General features: G+C 39.9%; 10 protein-coding genes. All 10 read left to right on the forward strand.

The window, feature by feature from the left end:
- Positions 1-39 precede the first annotated feature (39 nt).
- The 10 genes from MWU82_RS17085 to MWU82_RS17130 all read left to right on the forward strand — a co-directional run bounded on the left by MWU82_RS17085 (position 40) and on the right by MWU82_RS17130 (position 16397).
- On the forward strand, positions 40-1179 hold the full coding sequence (locus MWU82_RS17085; RefSeq protein ID WP_247097315.1) for a FecR domain-containing protein: 1140 nt from the start codon (positions 40-42) through the stop codon (positions 1177-1179).
- A 112-nt stretch (positions 1180-1291) separates the two neighbouring features.
- Positions 1292-4723, forward strand: coding sequence for a SusC/RagA family TonB-linked outer membrane protein (locus MWU82_RS17090; protein WP_247097316.1), 3432 nt, complete (start codon positions 1292-1294; stop codon positions 4721-4723).
- A gap of 32 nt (positions 4724-4755) precedes the next feature.
- The gene (locus MWU82_RS17095) at positions 4756-6315 is read left to right on the forward strand and encodes a hypothetical protein (RefSeq protein ID WP_247097317.1); all 1560 of its coding nucleotides are present in this window, start codon (positions 4756-4758) and stop codon (positions 6313-6315) included.
- A 215-nt stretch (positions 6316-6530) separates the two neighbouring features.
- Positions 6531-7259: a GDSL-type esterase/lipase family protein gene (locus tag MWU82_RS17100; RefSeq protein ID WP_247097318.1), complete on the forward strand. Its 729-nt coding sequence runs from the start codon at positions 6531-6533 to the stop codon at positions 7257-7259.
- A 310-nt stretch (positions 7260-7569) separates the two neighbouring features.
- The gene (locus MWU82_RS17105) at positions 7570-9930 is read left to right on the forward strand and encodes a hypothetical protein (RefSeq protein ID WP_247097320.1); all 2361 of its coding nucleotides are present in this window, start codon (positions 7570-7572) and stop codon (positions 9928-9930) included.
- A 118-nt stretch (positions 9931-10048) separates the two neighbouring features.
- Positions 10049-11272 carry an Nramp family divalent metal transporter gene (locus MWU82_RS17110; protein WP_247097321.1) on the forward strand — a complete coding sequence of 408 codons (1224 nt, stop codon included), beginning with the start codon at positions 10049-10051 and terminating at the stop codon, positions 11270-11272.
- Between the two features lie 6 nt (positions 11273-11278).
- Positions 11279-12442 (forward strand): M20 family metallopeptidase, encoded by a 1164-nt coding sequence (locus MWU82_RS17115; protein WP_247097322.1) that lies wholly within the window; start codon positions 11279-11281, stop codon positions 12440-12442.
- Entirely contained in the window at positions 12411-13448 is a 1038-nt protein-coding gene (locus MWU82_RS17120; RefSeq protein WP_247097323.1) for a hypothetical protein, read from the forward strand. Before MWU82_RS17115 ends, MWU82_RS17120 begins: the two co-directional genes overlap by 32 nt.
- A 113-nt stretch (positions 13449-13561) precedes the next feature.
- Entirely contained in the window at positions 13562-14629 is a 1068-nt protein-coding gene (locus MWU82_RS17125; RefSeq protein WP_247097324.1) for a dihydrodipicolinate synthase family protein, read from the forward strand.
- Positions 14630-14789: 160 nt separating this feature from the next.
- Positions 14790-16397 carry a PQQ-dependent sugar dehydrogenase gene (locus MWU82_RS17130; protein ID WP_247097325.1) on the forward strand — a complete coding sequence of 536 codons (1608 nt, stop codon included), beginning with the start codon at positions 14790-14792 and terminating at the stop codon, positions 16395-16397.
- The last annotated feature ends 145 nt before the right edge of the window (positions 16398-16542 follow it).

The raw sequence follows: 16542 nt of genomic DNA on the forward strand, positions 1-16542 counted from the left end.
ACTTTTTCGATTGTCTAGAGTTATAGATAATCTAATTGAATGGAAAAAAGAATTAAGAAGATAATTGACCTTTTTTTGGAAGATGATGTTACCGAAAAAGATTTGCAAATTCTACAAGAATGGATTAGGAAGCCTAATCATGAATTATTGTTTAGGGAATACCTAAAACATTATTATGGAAATTATAAATTCGATTTCAATGTAGCCTTTGAAAAGTTTGAAAATAAAATTTCTTCACCCAATTTATTGATTGCTAAAAGAAAAAAGGGATTGCCTGTATTCTTCAAGTATGCGGCGGTTCTACTCGGTCTGGTATTTACTGTAGCCGGATCATTCCTTTTAAACAAGGAGGATAATAAGGTTGATCCCTATCAATCTCAAATTACGTTGGAGTTAGAAGATGGCAGTTTGCATATTTTGGACGAATCACAAGTACAGAACATCACTATCAACAACGGAACCGTAAAGGTTAAACAAAATCAGAATCAGCTTTCGTACAACAGTAAGAAAGGTACAAATGTTACTTTAATCTATAACACCCTAAGAATACCAAATGGACAAAGATTTTTACTGCGACTTTCTGATAGTTCTGAGGTATATCTAAATGCGGGATCAAAAATAAAATATCCAGTAGAATTCGTTGAAGGGCAACCACGGGTAGTTAGCTTAGAAGGTGAAGGCTACTTTAAAATAGCTAAAAACAAAAATAGTCCTTTTGTAGTCAGGGCCAATGGAATAAATACAGAAGTTTTTGGCACGGAATTTAATGTTTCCTCCTATACTGACGATAGTTTTAAAGGCGTTGTTCTTGTCGAAGGAAGTGTAGGTGTATTTGAAGAAGGAAATCGTTTTAAAGGGGAATTGGGAGTACGGTTAAAGCCTAATGAGATGGCCTATAAGTTTAAGGATACTCTTAAAGTTTCACATGTGGATGTTAGAAGCCATATTGCCTGGGTGGAAGGAAACTTACATTTTAACAATGAAAATTTCAGTTCCATAGTCAAAAAAATTGAGCGCCATTTCAATCTTTCTATTGTTAATAATTATGAAGACTTGGAGCAAAAAAGATTTACAGGAAAATTCGACAAAGAAAGCATTGAGCAGATTCTCCATACATTTCAGAGGACCAATAAATTTAATTATATAATGCTGGAAAGTAAAATCATTATTAACCCTTAATTCATTTTTAGTATGACATAAAAATCAATAAAAAAATCGAGAAATGGTTGCAACATTTCCCGATTTAAAAATTCAATTTAAAAACCTTACAATCTTTAAATCAAACAAAAATATGAAAATAATCAAGGAGTATTACATCTGGGATGTACTCAAATTAGATTTAAAAATGAAACTTTCCTTTCTGTTTCTTTTCCTCTTTCTATTTCAAACAAATGCAAGTACCTATTCTCAAAAGACCAAAATATCTTTGGATGAACAGGAAAAAAGTATTCAATCCATTTTTGATAAGATCGAAAAAATCACGGACTTTAAATTTTTTTACGAAAATGAACAGTTTAGTCTTGATCAAAAAGTGACCATCAGGGTAGAAAAAAAGCAAATCGATGAAATTTTGCGAATTCTATTTTCAGGTTCTGATGTCCTCTATGAAATTATAGAGAAGCAAATCATTCTAACCAAAAAAAAGGATATACCGCTAAAAAAGATTTTGTCCAGTCCAAAAATAGAGGTGCGCAAACAAATCCAACAGAATAATGTAAGTGGAACTATTGTTGACGAGAATGGCGCCCCTTTAGCAGGGGCCAATATTCTGGAGAAGGGTACAGTCAATGGTACCCAAGCGGATTTTGATGGTAATTTCACTTTAGAGGTTAAGGATAAAAATGCCATTTTGGTAATTTCATATATAGGTTATGGAACTAAAGAAGTAGGGGTAAATGGACAGACAACTATAAATGTGTCGTTAAGTGTGGATGCGGCAGGTTTGGAAGAGGTTATTATTACAGGTGTTGTTGGAGGAACCAAATCCAAGAAAATGCCATTTACCGTAGGTAGGGTTACCAATGAAAAATTAGAGTTGGTTCCTAGTTCTAATGCCGCTAGCGCACTGCGTGGGAAAGTATCGGGAGTTTCCATGTCCCAAAGCAATGGCAGTCCTGGGTCTGATGTTGATATCATATTAAGGGGGGTAACTAATGTGTTTAGCAACGATAATTCTCCATTGTATATCGTAGATGGCGTTATTTTAGCTGGGAGTGCCGGGGATATAGATGCATTGGACATTCAAAACATAGAAGTGGTCAAAGGTGCTGCAGCTTCTAGTTTATATGGTTCCAGAGCAGCGAATGGGGTCATAAACATTACCACTAAAAGAGGTAAAAATATAGAGGAGGGGATACCTCAAATTGCAATAAGGAACGAGTTTGGTGTGAATCAACTGCCAAGCACTCCGGCTACGAATAACTCCCATGCCTATAAGCTAAGTGGAGACTTGGATAAGCCATGGGTGGATCTTGATGGTAATCCTACATCATCACGTTTAGGGCGAGCTCTAGTAAGTACTCCATCTACTGCGTTTATGGATCAAGAATATCCAGTAAAGACCTATGACCACCTCGACAGGTTATTTAATCCTGGATATTACTTTTCAAATTACATATCTATAGCGCAGCGTACCAGTAAAGTGAATTATCGGGCTTCCTTTAACAATACACAAAATAGTGGAATTATGAAGGATGCAGATGGATACAGTAGAAGAAATATACGTTTAAATCTGGATGCCAGGATCACAGACAACTTGACTATGGCGGTCAGTGGCTATTATTCCAAATCAAAAACTGATGATATCCCGATAAATAATGAATTTAGTCCATTTTTTGGACTTCTAATCCAGGGACCTGATGTAGACTTGACATTAAGAGATGAAGCAGGAAGATATTTATATCTTTCAGATCCTTTACTTGCATACAATAACCCTCTCTATGATGTGGCATATATAGAGTCGACGACGAAACGAAATAGGGCGATGGGTAGTGCAAGCCTAAAATATTTCGCCACCGATTGGTTGGAGTTCTCCGGAAATATTAGTTATGATCGTAGTGGGGTCAATTCAGAGCGTTACGTGCCAATTTGGTATCAGCATGCCAGGGACAGAGACTTAAATGGAGGGCTGACACTAAATGAGAGTTATTCAGAAGCCATTAATTCTAGCATAATGGCCACTTTTAAAAAGCAGTTTGGAGACTTATCCACAACTACACAAATTAGAGCCCTGCAGGAACATACAGAATATGCTGGATCAAGTTTAGTAGGTGAGGCCTTCCAGGTTTCAGGAGTGAGAACGATAGATGCGACAGATTTAGACCGTCGGACAGGCAGCTCCTCTACTTCTGAAATCAAATCCTTGGGATATTTTTTAATAACGAATTTGGACTACAAGGACAAATATATTATTGATGCTGTGGTAAGAAGGGATGGAAGTTCACTTTTTGGGGAAGATGAAAGATGGCATACTTACTTTAGGGCCAGTGGAGCCTATAGGATATCCGAAGAGAATTGGTTTAATGTTTCAGGAGTGGACGACTTTAAACTCAGATTGTCCATGGGAACTGCTGGAGGCAGACCCAATTTCTCGGCGCAGTATGAAACATGGTCGGTCGCAGGCTCAATCGTGACTAAAAATACCTTAGGTAACAAAAAGTTAAAACCAGAGCTTGCAACGGAGATAGAGACTGGGTTCGATACTTTTTTATTCAACAAATTGAAGCTGAGCCTCACTTATGCAACTTCGGAAGCAGAAGATCAAATTTTACAGCTTCCACTTATAAGCCCTTATGGTTTTAATTCGCAATGGGTGAATGGTGGTACGGTCAAAAGCAATACCTATGAGGCGAGCTTAGATTATTTTGCAATACAGAAACAAAATATTAAACTATCCTTCAACCTGTTATTTGACAGGACAAGATCAGAGATAACGAAGTTTGATCGTCCAGCTATTCTTAGAGATCAATTGTTTTACTTAAGGGAGGGAGAAGAAGTAAGTACAATATATACCCAGAAATTTATTGAAACATATAATGAACTTGAGACTACCTATGGAGGTGACTACAGTAGTTATTTTGATAGAAATGACGAAGGATTCCTAGTTCCAGTGGGTGTCGGCAACAATTGGAAGTCTGGATTATGGGGTACCGATGTAATCGCTGATGATGGCACCGAGTTGGGAAATTGGGGAATCCCTAATTTATTTGTTTCGGAGAGTGGAGATACCAATGTAAGTCGGGGAAGAACGATGCCAGACTTTAATATGGCTTTCAGTACTACCCTTAACTACAAAGGTTTTACCGCCTACGCCTTATTTGATGGTCAGTTTGGAGGGCAAATCTATAATGATACACGTCAGCGAAGAGTCAGGGAAAACCTCGACATAATTAACGATCAAGCTGGGAAACCGGAGTTGGAGAAAAAACCTTTGGTTTATTACCAAAACATGATTTCTAACTTTAATTCTAGATGGTTGGAGGATGCTACTTTTGTAAAATTGAGAGAGGTATCCATAGGTTATAACTTTAACAAAGACAAATTGCAATCAGTTTTCGGAAATGCTTTGGACAATATTAACTTGAGTCTAATAGGTAGAAACCTTATTACCTGGACTAATTATACAGGAATAGACCCTGAGGTTGGTGACCTCGTCTATAGAAGAGATAGGTATCAATATCCGAATTTTAGGCAGATATCCGCTAATCTTGAAATCAAGTTTTAATCCCTAGGATCTAAATCATAAAATTTTAACAAATGAAAATATATAAAACAATACAGGTATTTTGCCTAATAAGCACAATATTTTTGTTCTCTTCATGTACAGATTATTTGCAAGTAGAGAATACCAATAACCCAGATACAGCAACCGCACTACAGAACATTAACGATATTGAAGCCTTAGTTGGGAATCAATATCAACAGTGGTGGACAGGAGTTCAATCCCGACCATTTAACGATAGGATTAGCCTTCTTGGACTAGAAAGCACAAATGGTTATAGTTTTGTGAGAGATTTTTTTCGAATACCGGCGACAGCTTATGAAAATACTCCAACATATCAATGGAAAGCCGTTGTAACCGCTCCATGGTCAAATCTATATACTGCTATATCCTCTGTCAATGATGGATTATTGGCAACAGACGTTAGAGGGTTGGGATTTGATGATGACTCAAGAACCCAACGCTTGAGGTCATTTGCAAAGTTTGTTCAAGGTATTTCCTATATGGCCTTGGCCAACCATTTTGACAAGGCTTTTATCCTGGATGAAAACTTTGATCTTACTACCGATAAACTTGAATTTAAACCGACTGAAGAGGTATTTAATTTTGGTTTACAAAAACTTCAAGAGGCTCGGGAAATTGCCAGCACAAATACCTTCACTTTACCCAACAACTGGATAATTGGCAATCCTTTAACCTCTGCCGATTTTGTTAAATTAATGAACTCTTATGAAGTTCGTTATACGCTGCAACAATGTAGGACCCCTGAATGTAGGGATAATCTGGATTGGAGTAGGATAAAAACTTTGGTAGAAAGTGGGCTTGGAGAACTTAATATCAATTCCAATTCTAATGTCTGGGGCGAAAGTCCAGGAATATTACAAGGAACAATTTTTCGTACCAATTATTATTTGATCGGCCATACCGATATTAGTGGGAAGTTTGAAGAATGGAAAAATGCTGCTCCAGAGATGCGTTCCGAATTCGTTCTGGAAACGCCGGACAAGCGCATTGCCGGGCAACAGGATGTAACTGTTATTGATGGCGAAGGCCAGACCGTTGTTTTAGAGGCAGGTAAACGAGCTCCAGGTACGGATTTTAGATGGAGAGGTCCTTCTCCATGGCCGGCTACCAACGGAGGTTGGTACGGTTCCTTATATATGCCTATTCGAACTGAATCCATATGGCTCAATGGTGGTATTGGGGAAATAAACCATATCAGGGCGGCGGAGATGGATATGTATTTAACTGAAGCGTTGTTGCGTGCAAGTGATCCGGCAGTTGATCCAGCAGCTATTGAACTTATTAATAAAACTCGGGTAGAAAGGGGGGGGTTGACCCCGATAACTACTGCGGATACTTTTAATGACGTATGGAATGCCATGCGCTATGAGTTTGATATTGAAACTACTGTTTCGGCCGCAGGATTGCTTTACTACCATAAAAGAGGATTGGGGAACTACCGTGGATTGGATTACGGCGGACTTGTACAAGGTACTCCCCTTCAGTTTCCTATACCGGCAGAGGAATTAGACCTATTGGAGTTGCCTTATTATACTTTTGGCGGGGTTGGGGGCACAAGTTCAGCACCTTAATCAGTATTTGAATGTATATTGCAATTATTGATTTTGAATTAATTTGATCTGTCCTATTGCCTAATAGATCCGGCAGATGGCAATAGAATTTTGTACATATTGAGCATGGTACTTTTAGGTATCAAATACGTACATAGAATGTGCCATGTTCCAATATGTGAGATTTGAATTTCAAAATATAAGGTAGCTGTTAGAGTTGCTATAAAAATCTGATAATGAACAATTTTAAATACTGTGGTTGTACACATAACTACCTTTTTATCCTAGTATTTTGTGTTGTAATTCAATTGGGTTACAGCCAAGATTCTTCAGTGAGCATTTCTAAAAACGGCACGTTGTTAGCACAAACGGCTCAGAACAATCGTTTTAGGGATGAGGTCGCAATTACTGTTCGGGCAAATGATTCTATTTGGGACAAGTCCAAAGAGACCATTGTATTTGTAGGGAGTTCCAGTATCAAGATGTGGGAGGAATTACAAGACATGTTTCCAGGCCATCAGGTCCTGAATTCTGGATTTGGCGGGTCACAAGCATCCGACCTTTTGATTTTTTTGGATTCCATTGTCCTAAGGTATAATCCAAAAAAGGTATTTATATACGAAGGGGATAATGATGTTGCGGCAGGGAAGGGTACCGATGAAATAATCGGGAATATGAAGGAAATTATAAAAAAAGTAAAGCGTCATAATGTGGCTACGGAAATAGTTTTGATTTCGACAAAACCTAGTATTGCCCGATGGGATCTTAAAGGAGAGTACAAGCGTCTTAACCGTCATTTAAGACGACTTGGCAAAAGGGCTGATTCTGTATTTTATGCAGATGTTTGGAAACCTATGATTAGTAAGGGAAAGTTGAAAAAGAGTATTTTTTTAAAAGACGGTCTGCATATGAATGCTACAGGATATAGACTTTGGTATGATGTATTGAAGGATTATATAAAGTGATTTTTAGGTAACGGCATATTGTTTTATTACTGAAAACTAACCTCATTGTATTAAGGAATAGGTGATAGATGGTCATTGTCAATGAGTTTATTTTGGCCATTGTTTTTTTCTTTTTTTTAAACATCACCCTATTCTACTTTTTTGGCACTTATACTTAAAGAGGGCGTTTTAGTAAGATTGTCTGGTTGTGAACTTGCTATGGATTTCGCAATTATAACATCTAAAAACAAAAAAAAAGACTCGCAATTAAAAACCAACTCTTCCATAAAAAAAAGATGTTTTAAGTTATTATTAATTTCAGATTTATACGATGATCCAAAAAACAAAGATAAGAGGCTTCTGTTTAAGCTTTGCACTATTTTTTGCTACTGCTTTTGTAAACTTATTGAACGCTCAACAAACTGGATATTTTGAAGCCCCATACTCTAGAGAATATGAAGATATTATGGCCAATCGAATGAAGATTGGCATAGACACTTTCCTAACGAATTATACTAAGCAGGTTGTTCGTGGTAGGGAGAATCTTTGGGACCGTAATTTTTCATCATGGGAAGCTTATGAGGCATCGATTTCCTCCAACAGGGAACATTTACGAAAAATAATAGGTATAGATAAGCCGAGATCGCTTCCCGATTTGAATGTTAAAAGTAGTCCAGGAAATGGAACCATGATCTCGGAAACCGAAAAGTGTATTATATATGAGATAGAATGGCCGGTAAAAGACGGTCTTGTTTCCGAAGGATTGTTATTGGTTCCAAAAGAAGGGGCCAAAACATCCATTGTGGTAGTTCCGGATGCTGATGAACTGGCAGAATCCTATGCAGGGATGGTTCCCGGTAAAGAAGCGCTTGCCTTAAGACTGGCGGAAGGGGGTGCCCAGGTTATCATACCCATTTTAATAAATAGGCAAACAGAATTATCTGGAAGTGACAGTCTTACCTCCCATGCTCCTTGGATGGGAGAAGGGGAAACAGCCTCTATTTGGACCAACGAAACACACAGGGAGTGGATCCATCGTCAGAGCTACATGATGGGGCAACATATTATAGGGCTGGAAGCGGAGAAGGTAATGTCGGCCATTGATTGGTTCAAGGAAACCCAGCCCGATCTAAATGTGGGCATTATGGGATATGGCGAAGGAGGTCTGCTGGCCCTGTATACGGCTGCATTGGATATCCGTATCGATGTGGCTTGGGTCAGTGGATATTTTGGACCTAGGGAGGAACTGTGGCAGGAGCCAGTGTATAGAAATGTTTGGGGCCTCTTACGGGAGTTCGGGGACGCAGAGGTCGCCAGTTTGATAGCACCCCGAAAATTGGTAATCGAACAATCGCCCGTTCCCAATGTTAAGGAGCCTCTGACACCTAAAAATGGGCAAGTGGACCATGCCCTTCCGGGTCGGTTGGAAACACCATCGAACAAAGAAGTAAGAAGAGAGTTTGATCGACTAAAAGAAATTTTCCCAAAATCAGGAAAGGTGCAACCCGATTTCTTTTTAACCTCAGTAAAAGACTACCATGGGTCGGAACAAGCGATTTCTAGATTTTCAAAATATTTGGGAATGGATACACCTTCTAAGATAGAAACCCAAATCCAACTGAAGGATTTAAGGCCTGGCTTTTCATCTCAACATCGGCAAAGCAAGGTATTCCATAATATGCAGGAATATATTCAAGATATGATTCCAGGGGCAGAACGTAATCGTTATGCTTTTTTAAAAGGAGACACTTCTTCTCCAGAGAACTGGGAAAAGGATATGGAAGTATATATAAAGAAATTCTATTCGGAATTGGTTGGTGAGATAGACGTTCCATTGTTGCCATTAAACCCTAGAATACGACAAGTTTATGACGAACCTGGATGGAAAGGGTACGAAGTAATTCTGGATGTATGGGAAGGAGTCTTTTCTTGGGGAATTTTAGCGGTTCCAAACGATATTGAACAAGGGGAACAACGACCCGTGGTAGTACTACAGCATGGAATAAGGGGATTGCCCTCTACGGCCATTGAAAGCAAAAGCTACAAGGGCGTGGTTCCGGCTTTAGCAAACAGGGGTTTTGTAGTATTTTCACCCCATAATCCTTATCAATTCACAATTCGCAAGGCGAACGCCATAAAGGCGACTGCGTTTTCTGTAATTATTCCTCAGCATAAACAAATACTCAAATTCCTTGGTTCGTTGGATTATGTGGACGCTGACCGAATTGCACTTTACGGAAAAAGTTTCGGTGGTAGGACCGCTTTAAGGGTGCCCATAGTGCTAAAAGAGTACCGTGCCGTTATCAGTTCCGCCTATTTTAATGATTGGGTTCGTAAAACAGTGAGCACGGAGTATAGGAATTCCTTTTTTTTCGAAAATTCGGGAGGTATCTATGAATGGAACATGGGGAATACCTTCACCCATGCCGAAATGGCTTCCGTGATTTGTCCAAGACCTTTTATGGTGGAAAGTGGTTATTTTGATGGAGTAGCGGCCCATGAAAGTGTGGCATACGAATTTGCCAAGGTCAAAAGACTTTATGGCCGACTGGGGATTGGAAAGTTAGCGGAACTTGAGTTTTTCTGGGGTGGACATGACATCAACGGAGAAGGAACCTTTAAATTTCTACACGAGCATTTGAACTGGCCAGAACCTAAAAACCCTACAAAGGAACAGCAAGTGAAAAAATAGGACTAGGAGTTCAGAAATATGAGGCCTGAACATTTTAAATATTTTTTACCGATTATTTTGACGGGGGTCTTAATTCAAATATCAATAGTACAGATTCCATGAAAATAAACCTAAATACATGAAAATTAAAGAATTGATAAGGTCATTGGGGCCTGGATTTATAATTGCCTCGGTGGTGTTGGGCCCGGGCAGTATAGCAGTGTCTTCCAGTGTGGGTTCGGCACAGGGGTATTCGTTTTTATGGGTCATTGTAATGGCAGCAATCTGTATGATGGTATATACTTCCATGGCCGTTCGTTTCGGATTGACGAATGAGGAATCTATACTACAGACGATTTCCAATACATATGGTCGTTGGTTTGCCATGATCATAGGGGTTTCCTCCTTTATTTCAGCTTCCTGTTTCCAGTTTGGAAATAATTTGGGGATTGGAATAGGTATGGAGGGAATTACGGGGATAGACGAACATATTTGGCCGGTTGTATTTACGTTGTTGGCTATTATATTGCTTTTTTGGGCCAAAAACCTGTATAAAGTGTTGGAAAAGTTGATGATGTTATTAGTGATGATCATGATTGTGGCATTTTTAGTCAATCTTTTGCTTACCAAGCCCGATATGGTTGAGGTGGTGAAAGGATTTTCGCCCATGTCCTTTAAGTTTGAGAATATGGATATTATTTCGGCTCTTGTGGCCACTACTTTTGCAATCAACGGGGCCATTTATCAATCGTATCTGGTAAAGGACAAAGGTTGGGATATTGGCCACCTGCGACGTGGTGTGAACGAAAGCAACATGGGCGTGTTTTTTTTGGCCCTCATATCAATGCTGATAATTGTTACCTCTGCTGCTGCGTTGCATCCTCAGGGAATTAGTGTAAAATCCGCTGCCGATATGGCCATACAATTGGAAGCACTTTTTGGAAGTTATGCCAAGATAATTTTTAGCCTCGGGCTATGTGCAGCTGCCTTTTCCTCCCTTATGGTGAATGCGGTAATAGGTGGAGGACTGTTGTCGGATGGTTTCGGATTGGGTCGCTCGATGAACCAAAAGATGCCGAAGGTCTTTACTGCTATTATTTTGATCTTGGGAATGCTGGTTGCCGTATTTTTCCGGGGGGATGTTATATACGCACTGATCCTGGCACAGGCGTCTACCATTTTGGCGGTTCCATTTATAGCGGGCGGAATGTACCTTATACTGAATAATAGTGAAATCATGGGAAAGTTCCGAAATACCAAAAAACAAAATTTGATTGCTGTATTTGGGTTTGTACTCATTGTGGCGATGGTCTATTTTTTGGTAATCAAACTAAGTACACTAGTTGTATCTGTAATTAATTAAAGGATAATGGATGGATCAAAAAACATGGTAGTAAAATTGACACAGGAGCTCATAGCCTTTGATACGGTGAATCCCCCTGGAAATGAGTATGCCATTGCCAAATTTATGGGATCCCTTTTGAGGGAAAATGGGTTTGATATAGCTTATGTTCCTTTTGAAGGAGATAGATTGCATGTGATTGCGGAAAAGGGATTGTCTAACGATACATTTCCAATAGTGTTCACAGGGCATTTTGATACGGTTCCTTTGGGAGATAGGAAATGGAGTATGGACCCGTTCGGCGGACAGGTTTTGGATGGAAAATTATATGGACGTGGTTCCAGTGACATGAAGGGTGGAGTAGCGGCCATGGTTTTGGCTGCTATTCAGGCCTTTGAGGAAGGAACCCCCGTCGGAGGAGTGCGTTTAGTGCTTACCTCGGGGGAAGAATTGGGATGTCAGGGAGCAAATGATCTAGTGGCCACTTACAAGAATCTGGGAAGGGCCAGTGGGTTAATTGTTGGGGAGCCAACGGCCAATATCCCTGCCATAGGTCATAAAGGAGGGCTTTATCTAAGATTGACCGCTACTGGGGTTACGGCCCATTCTTCTATGCCCCACCTTGGTGAGAACGCAATCTATAAAGTAGCACATGCTATATTAAAGGCCAAGCAATTTAATTTTAGGGATGAAAAAGATCCGTTGTTGGGATTGTCCACTCTTAATGTGGGACAGGTATTTGGCGGGTTAAACATCAATTCCGTTCCCGATCATGCCGGATTTACCATAGATGCCAGAACGACCAGTGTGGTAGATCATAAGGTTCTGTTAGCAGCGCTTCAAGATGAATTGGGGGACGGCATAACTATAGACACTTTGGTAGATCTTCCCGCGGTATCCACTGAAGATAATGATTTCTTCGTACAAATGGTCTACGAGGCTTGTGGCATTGCCCATAATACTGAAGGTTTTCCTAAATCAATGCCCTATTTGACAGACGGATCGGTGTTGCAAAAGGCTTATGGTGGTATCCCCACGGTTATATTGGGTCCGGGACAACCTGAATTGGCCCATAAGACAGATGAATTTTGCTTCGTATCCAAACTAGAAGAAGCGGTAGAAATATACAAACAGATTATATTAAAAAACAGAAAATTTTATGAATCAGTATCCAGAAGAAATATTGAATGAAAAACAGCTGGAAATGTTACTTTCTCGGCCAACCGAAGCCACAGTTGACATGTTCAAAGAAATGGATGGGGACATTATTTTCCTTGGCATAGCCGGAAAGATAGGCCCCTCCCTTGCACAAATGGCAAAAAGGGCCTGTTATATGGCAGGGGTTTCCAAAAGAATCATAGGAGTCTCCCGCTTTAGCAACCAGGACGAACAGGCCTATATTGCGGGAATGGGGATCGAAACTATTAAAGGAGATCTTTTGGACGAAACCTTTCTAGGAGGTCTTCCCAAGGTCAAGAATGTTTTCTTTTTGGCGGGGATGAAATTTGGATCTGAAGACAACCTTTCCCTTACCTGGGCCATGAACTCCTATCTACCTGGCTTGGTAGTCAGACACTTCAAGGATTCTAGGATCGTAGCCTATTCCACTGGCTGTGTCTATCCGTTGGTTCCAATAAGGTCGGGCGGGTCCAGAGAAAATGATAGACCGGAGGCCGTAGGGGAGTATGCCCAATCCTGTTTGGGAAGGGAAAGAATGTTTGAATACGGCAGCAAGACCAACAATACTCCTGTGGCATTGATTAGATTAAATTATGCAGTAGAGCCCCGTTACGGTGTTTTGGTGGATATTGCTACCAAAGTTAAGGAAAACCGGTCCGTGGATCTATCAATGGGACACTTCAACGCGATATGGCAGGGCGATGCCAACAATATGGTGTTGCGTTCCTTGGCACAGACCAGCGTTCCGGCCAATATTATTAACATTACGGGCAAGGAGACCCTTTCGGTACGAAATGTGGTCGCGAAATTTGCCCAGGTTTTTGGAGTAGTTCCCCTTTTAGAAGGAAAAGAGGCCGACACCGCGCTGCTCAGTAACCCCGACAAATCCCATGAATTGTTCGGTGCCCCGGAGGTGCCCATTGACAAGGTTATAGTATGGACGGCACATTGGATGGATAGTGATAAAAAAACATTAGGGAAACCCACTCATTTTGAGGTTAGGGATGGCAAGTATTAATGGGGGCAGGAACACAGAGTTTAACAAAAGACAACTTTGTAATTTCAACAAAATGATCCTAATAATATTCTATAAAAATTATATCTAAGAATAAGTCTAATAATATAAAAAAAATGCATTATACAGAATTACCTAAAGATGTACTAGAGGCCCTTCGGAGGGGGGTGGTCATACCAGCACTACCATTAGCATTAAGTATAGAACGGAAATTGGACGAGCGCCGACAACGCGCCTTAATGAGGTATTATTTAGATGCCGGAGCAGGAGGTGTTGCAGTGGCAGTACATTCCACACAGTTTGAGATACGTGAGCCTGAATTTGATCTATTTGATCCTATCCTAAGGATCGCAAAAGAGGAATTTGATTCATTTGTAAATAATACGGGAAAACCGATCATCCGAATTGTTGGGATTATAGGGAAGACCAAGCAGGCGCTCGGTGAAGTGGAATCGGCCTTGGCCAATGGCTACCATGTGGCACTGTTGAGCCTAGGGGCCTTTAAGGATGCGACCAACGAGGAGATTTTGGAACATTGTAGGGCAGTGGCCGAAAAAATCCCTGTTATCGGGTTCTATTTACAGCCAGCTGTAGGGGGGAGAAAATTAGATGTGGATTTTTGGAGGGCGTTTGCCAATATAAAAAATGTTGTGGCCATTAAGATGGCCCCTTTCAATCGTTATCAGACCTTGGATGTAGTCCGTGGCGTTGCGGAGTCGGATAGGCCTCAGGACATTACGCTCTATACGGGCAATGATGATAATATCCTCGTTGACTTGTTGTCCGAATACCAAATCGAGGTTGGGGGCAAAGTAGTCAAAAAAAAGATAGTAGGAGGGTTGTTAGGCCATTGGGCCGTTTGGACTAAATCGGCAGTAAGGCTTTTGGATGACGTTCAAAACGGCAAATATGATAACGCCACAAATACGATGATTACTCGCGCCATTCAGATTACTGACACTAATGCGGCATTTTTCGATCCTGCCAATAATTTTGCCGGATGTATTCCGGGAATTCACGAAGTACTAAGGCGCCAAGGTTTAATGGAGGGGCTATGGACTTTGAACGACAAGGAGGTACTCTCGCCTGGTCAGATGGAAGAGATAGATAGGGTCTATAGAGCTTATCCCCATTTGAATGATGATGAATTTGTTGCAAAGAATATTGATAGGTGGATGTCCTAAGTCTAAAATTATTTGAAGGGGACAATTGTAGTTATTGATTGTACTTTCATAACATAGTCAGAATTGGACTCAGTTCTCTTAAGCCCTCATTTTCCATCTTATAGGATATAACATAGTATTCCAAATTAAAAACATATCATTAATTTTTAAAAATTTCATATTGAAAATCAAAAAGTTAAGTCATCATATAATAATCGTAGCTCTTGCCATTACAATTATCGGCTGTAATTTTTTTGAAAAGCAAATAATACCTTTAAAATCAGTGACCGATCATTTTACAACACCAATCGACGCACAACTTTTGTTGGATTCTACCCGTATCGGCCGAAGTACTATAATATCCAACTTGGATGTTCCATGGGAAATTGTATGGGGCCCAGATAATTGGATTTGGTTTACAGAGCAAGGGGGGAAAGTAAGTAAAGTAAACCCGAGGACAGGGAAAAAAAAGTTGTTATTGGAGATTCAGGAAGTTTTTAGAAAAAGAACTACAGGGCTATTGGGTATGGTCGTCCATCCGAAATTTGAACACTTTCCCTATGTTTTTCTGAATTATACGCTTAAAAAAGAACATTCTATAATATCAAGATTGGAAAGGTATACCTATACTAATGGGGTTCTTGTTCAACCGAAGGTGTTGTTGGAAATTCCTGGAAATACGGGACATAATGGTTCTAGACTAACCATAGCTCCGGATGGAAAGTTGATGTGGGCTACAGGGGATATAGGACCTAATACCGACAATGCCCAAAACCTTAAATCCTTGAATGGAAAAATATTGCGTTTAAATATTGATGGATCTATTCCAAAAGACAATCCATTTTTAGGTAGTCCAATTTGGTCTTGGGGACAAAGGAATGTTCAAGGTTTGGTTTACGGTAATGGAAATAATCTGTATACCTCGGAACATGGAGATGCTACAGATGACGAAATCAATTTGATGAGAAGACGAGGGAACTACGGATGGCCGAATGTTACAGGTTTCTGCGATTCGCTGGAAGAGGAAGTGTTTTGCAAGGATTCAACAGTTGTACTTCCATTGAAGGCCTGGACGCCTACTATAGCACCGGCAGGTTTGGATTATTATAAAACGGACATTATTCCAGAGTGGAAAAACACTCTTCTTTTGACAACACTTAAAGAAAACGATTTAAGGGTGTTAAAATTAAATAAAGAGGGAAATGCCATTCTATCTGAATCCATATTGTTTAATAGGGAACTTGGAAGAATTAGGGATATATGTGTTTCGCCAATAGGGGATGTTTATTTGTCAACCAGTAACTGTGATTGGAACCCCAGTGACGGCTTTCCTGTAGACCAAGATGATCGCATTGTTAGAATTTTTAAATTAAATGATAGTGAATATGAATGGGATGATAAAATGTTGCAAGTAGAGACCAATTTGATACAGGATACGGCAAAATCAAATACTTCTAAGGGAGAGATGCATTATCGTCAATATTGTTCCTCCTGTCATAAATCAAACGGCGAGGGAGTTGCAGGTATATTTCCATCTTTAACGAATTCCGAAAAAGTAAAGGGCAGTAAAGAGGAGTTGATTAATTTGGCGTTGTATGGTATAACCGTAAATATGAAAAAGAAACTAGGAAGCCTTTATGACCAATCAATGCCTGGATTCCATTTTCTTTCGGATGAGGAAGTGGCCGAAACCCTGACTTATATCCGACAACAATTTGGAGGCGATGCCGAGTCAATTAATGCACAAGAAATCAATGATGTTCGGGTTAAAATTGATTCGGACGATTAAATCAGATTCAATTTTGCTATTGACATTACATCATTAAAACTAAAATGACAATAAATGCTATTTAATGCGGTCAAATAAAATTGACATTTTCGTTTGTACCAGTACCCATGTTAGCTATAGCTAGTGTTAAAGCAATAATTTAGGA

Source organism: Arenibacter sp. S6351L (assembly GCF_023016025.1).
In the GTDB taxonomy this organism is placed as follows: domain Bacteria; phylum Bacteroidota; class Bacteroidia; order Flavobacteriales; family Flavobacteriaceae; genus Arenibacter; species Arenibacter algicola_B.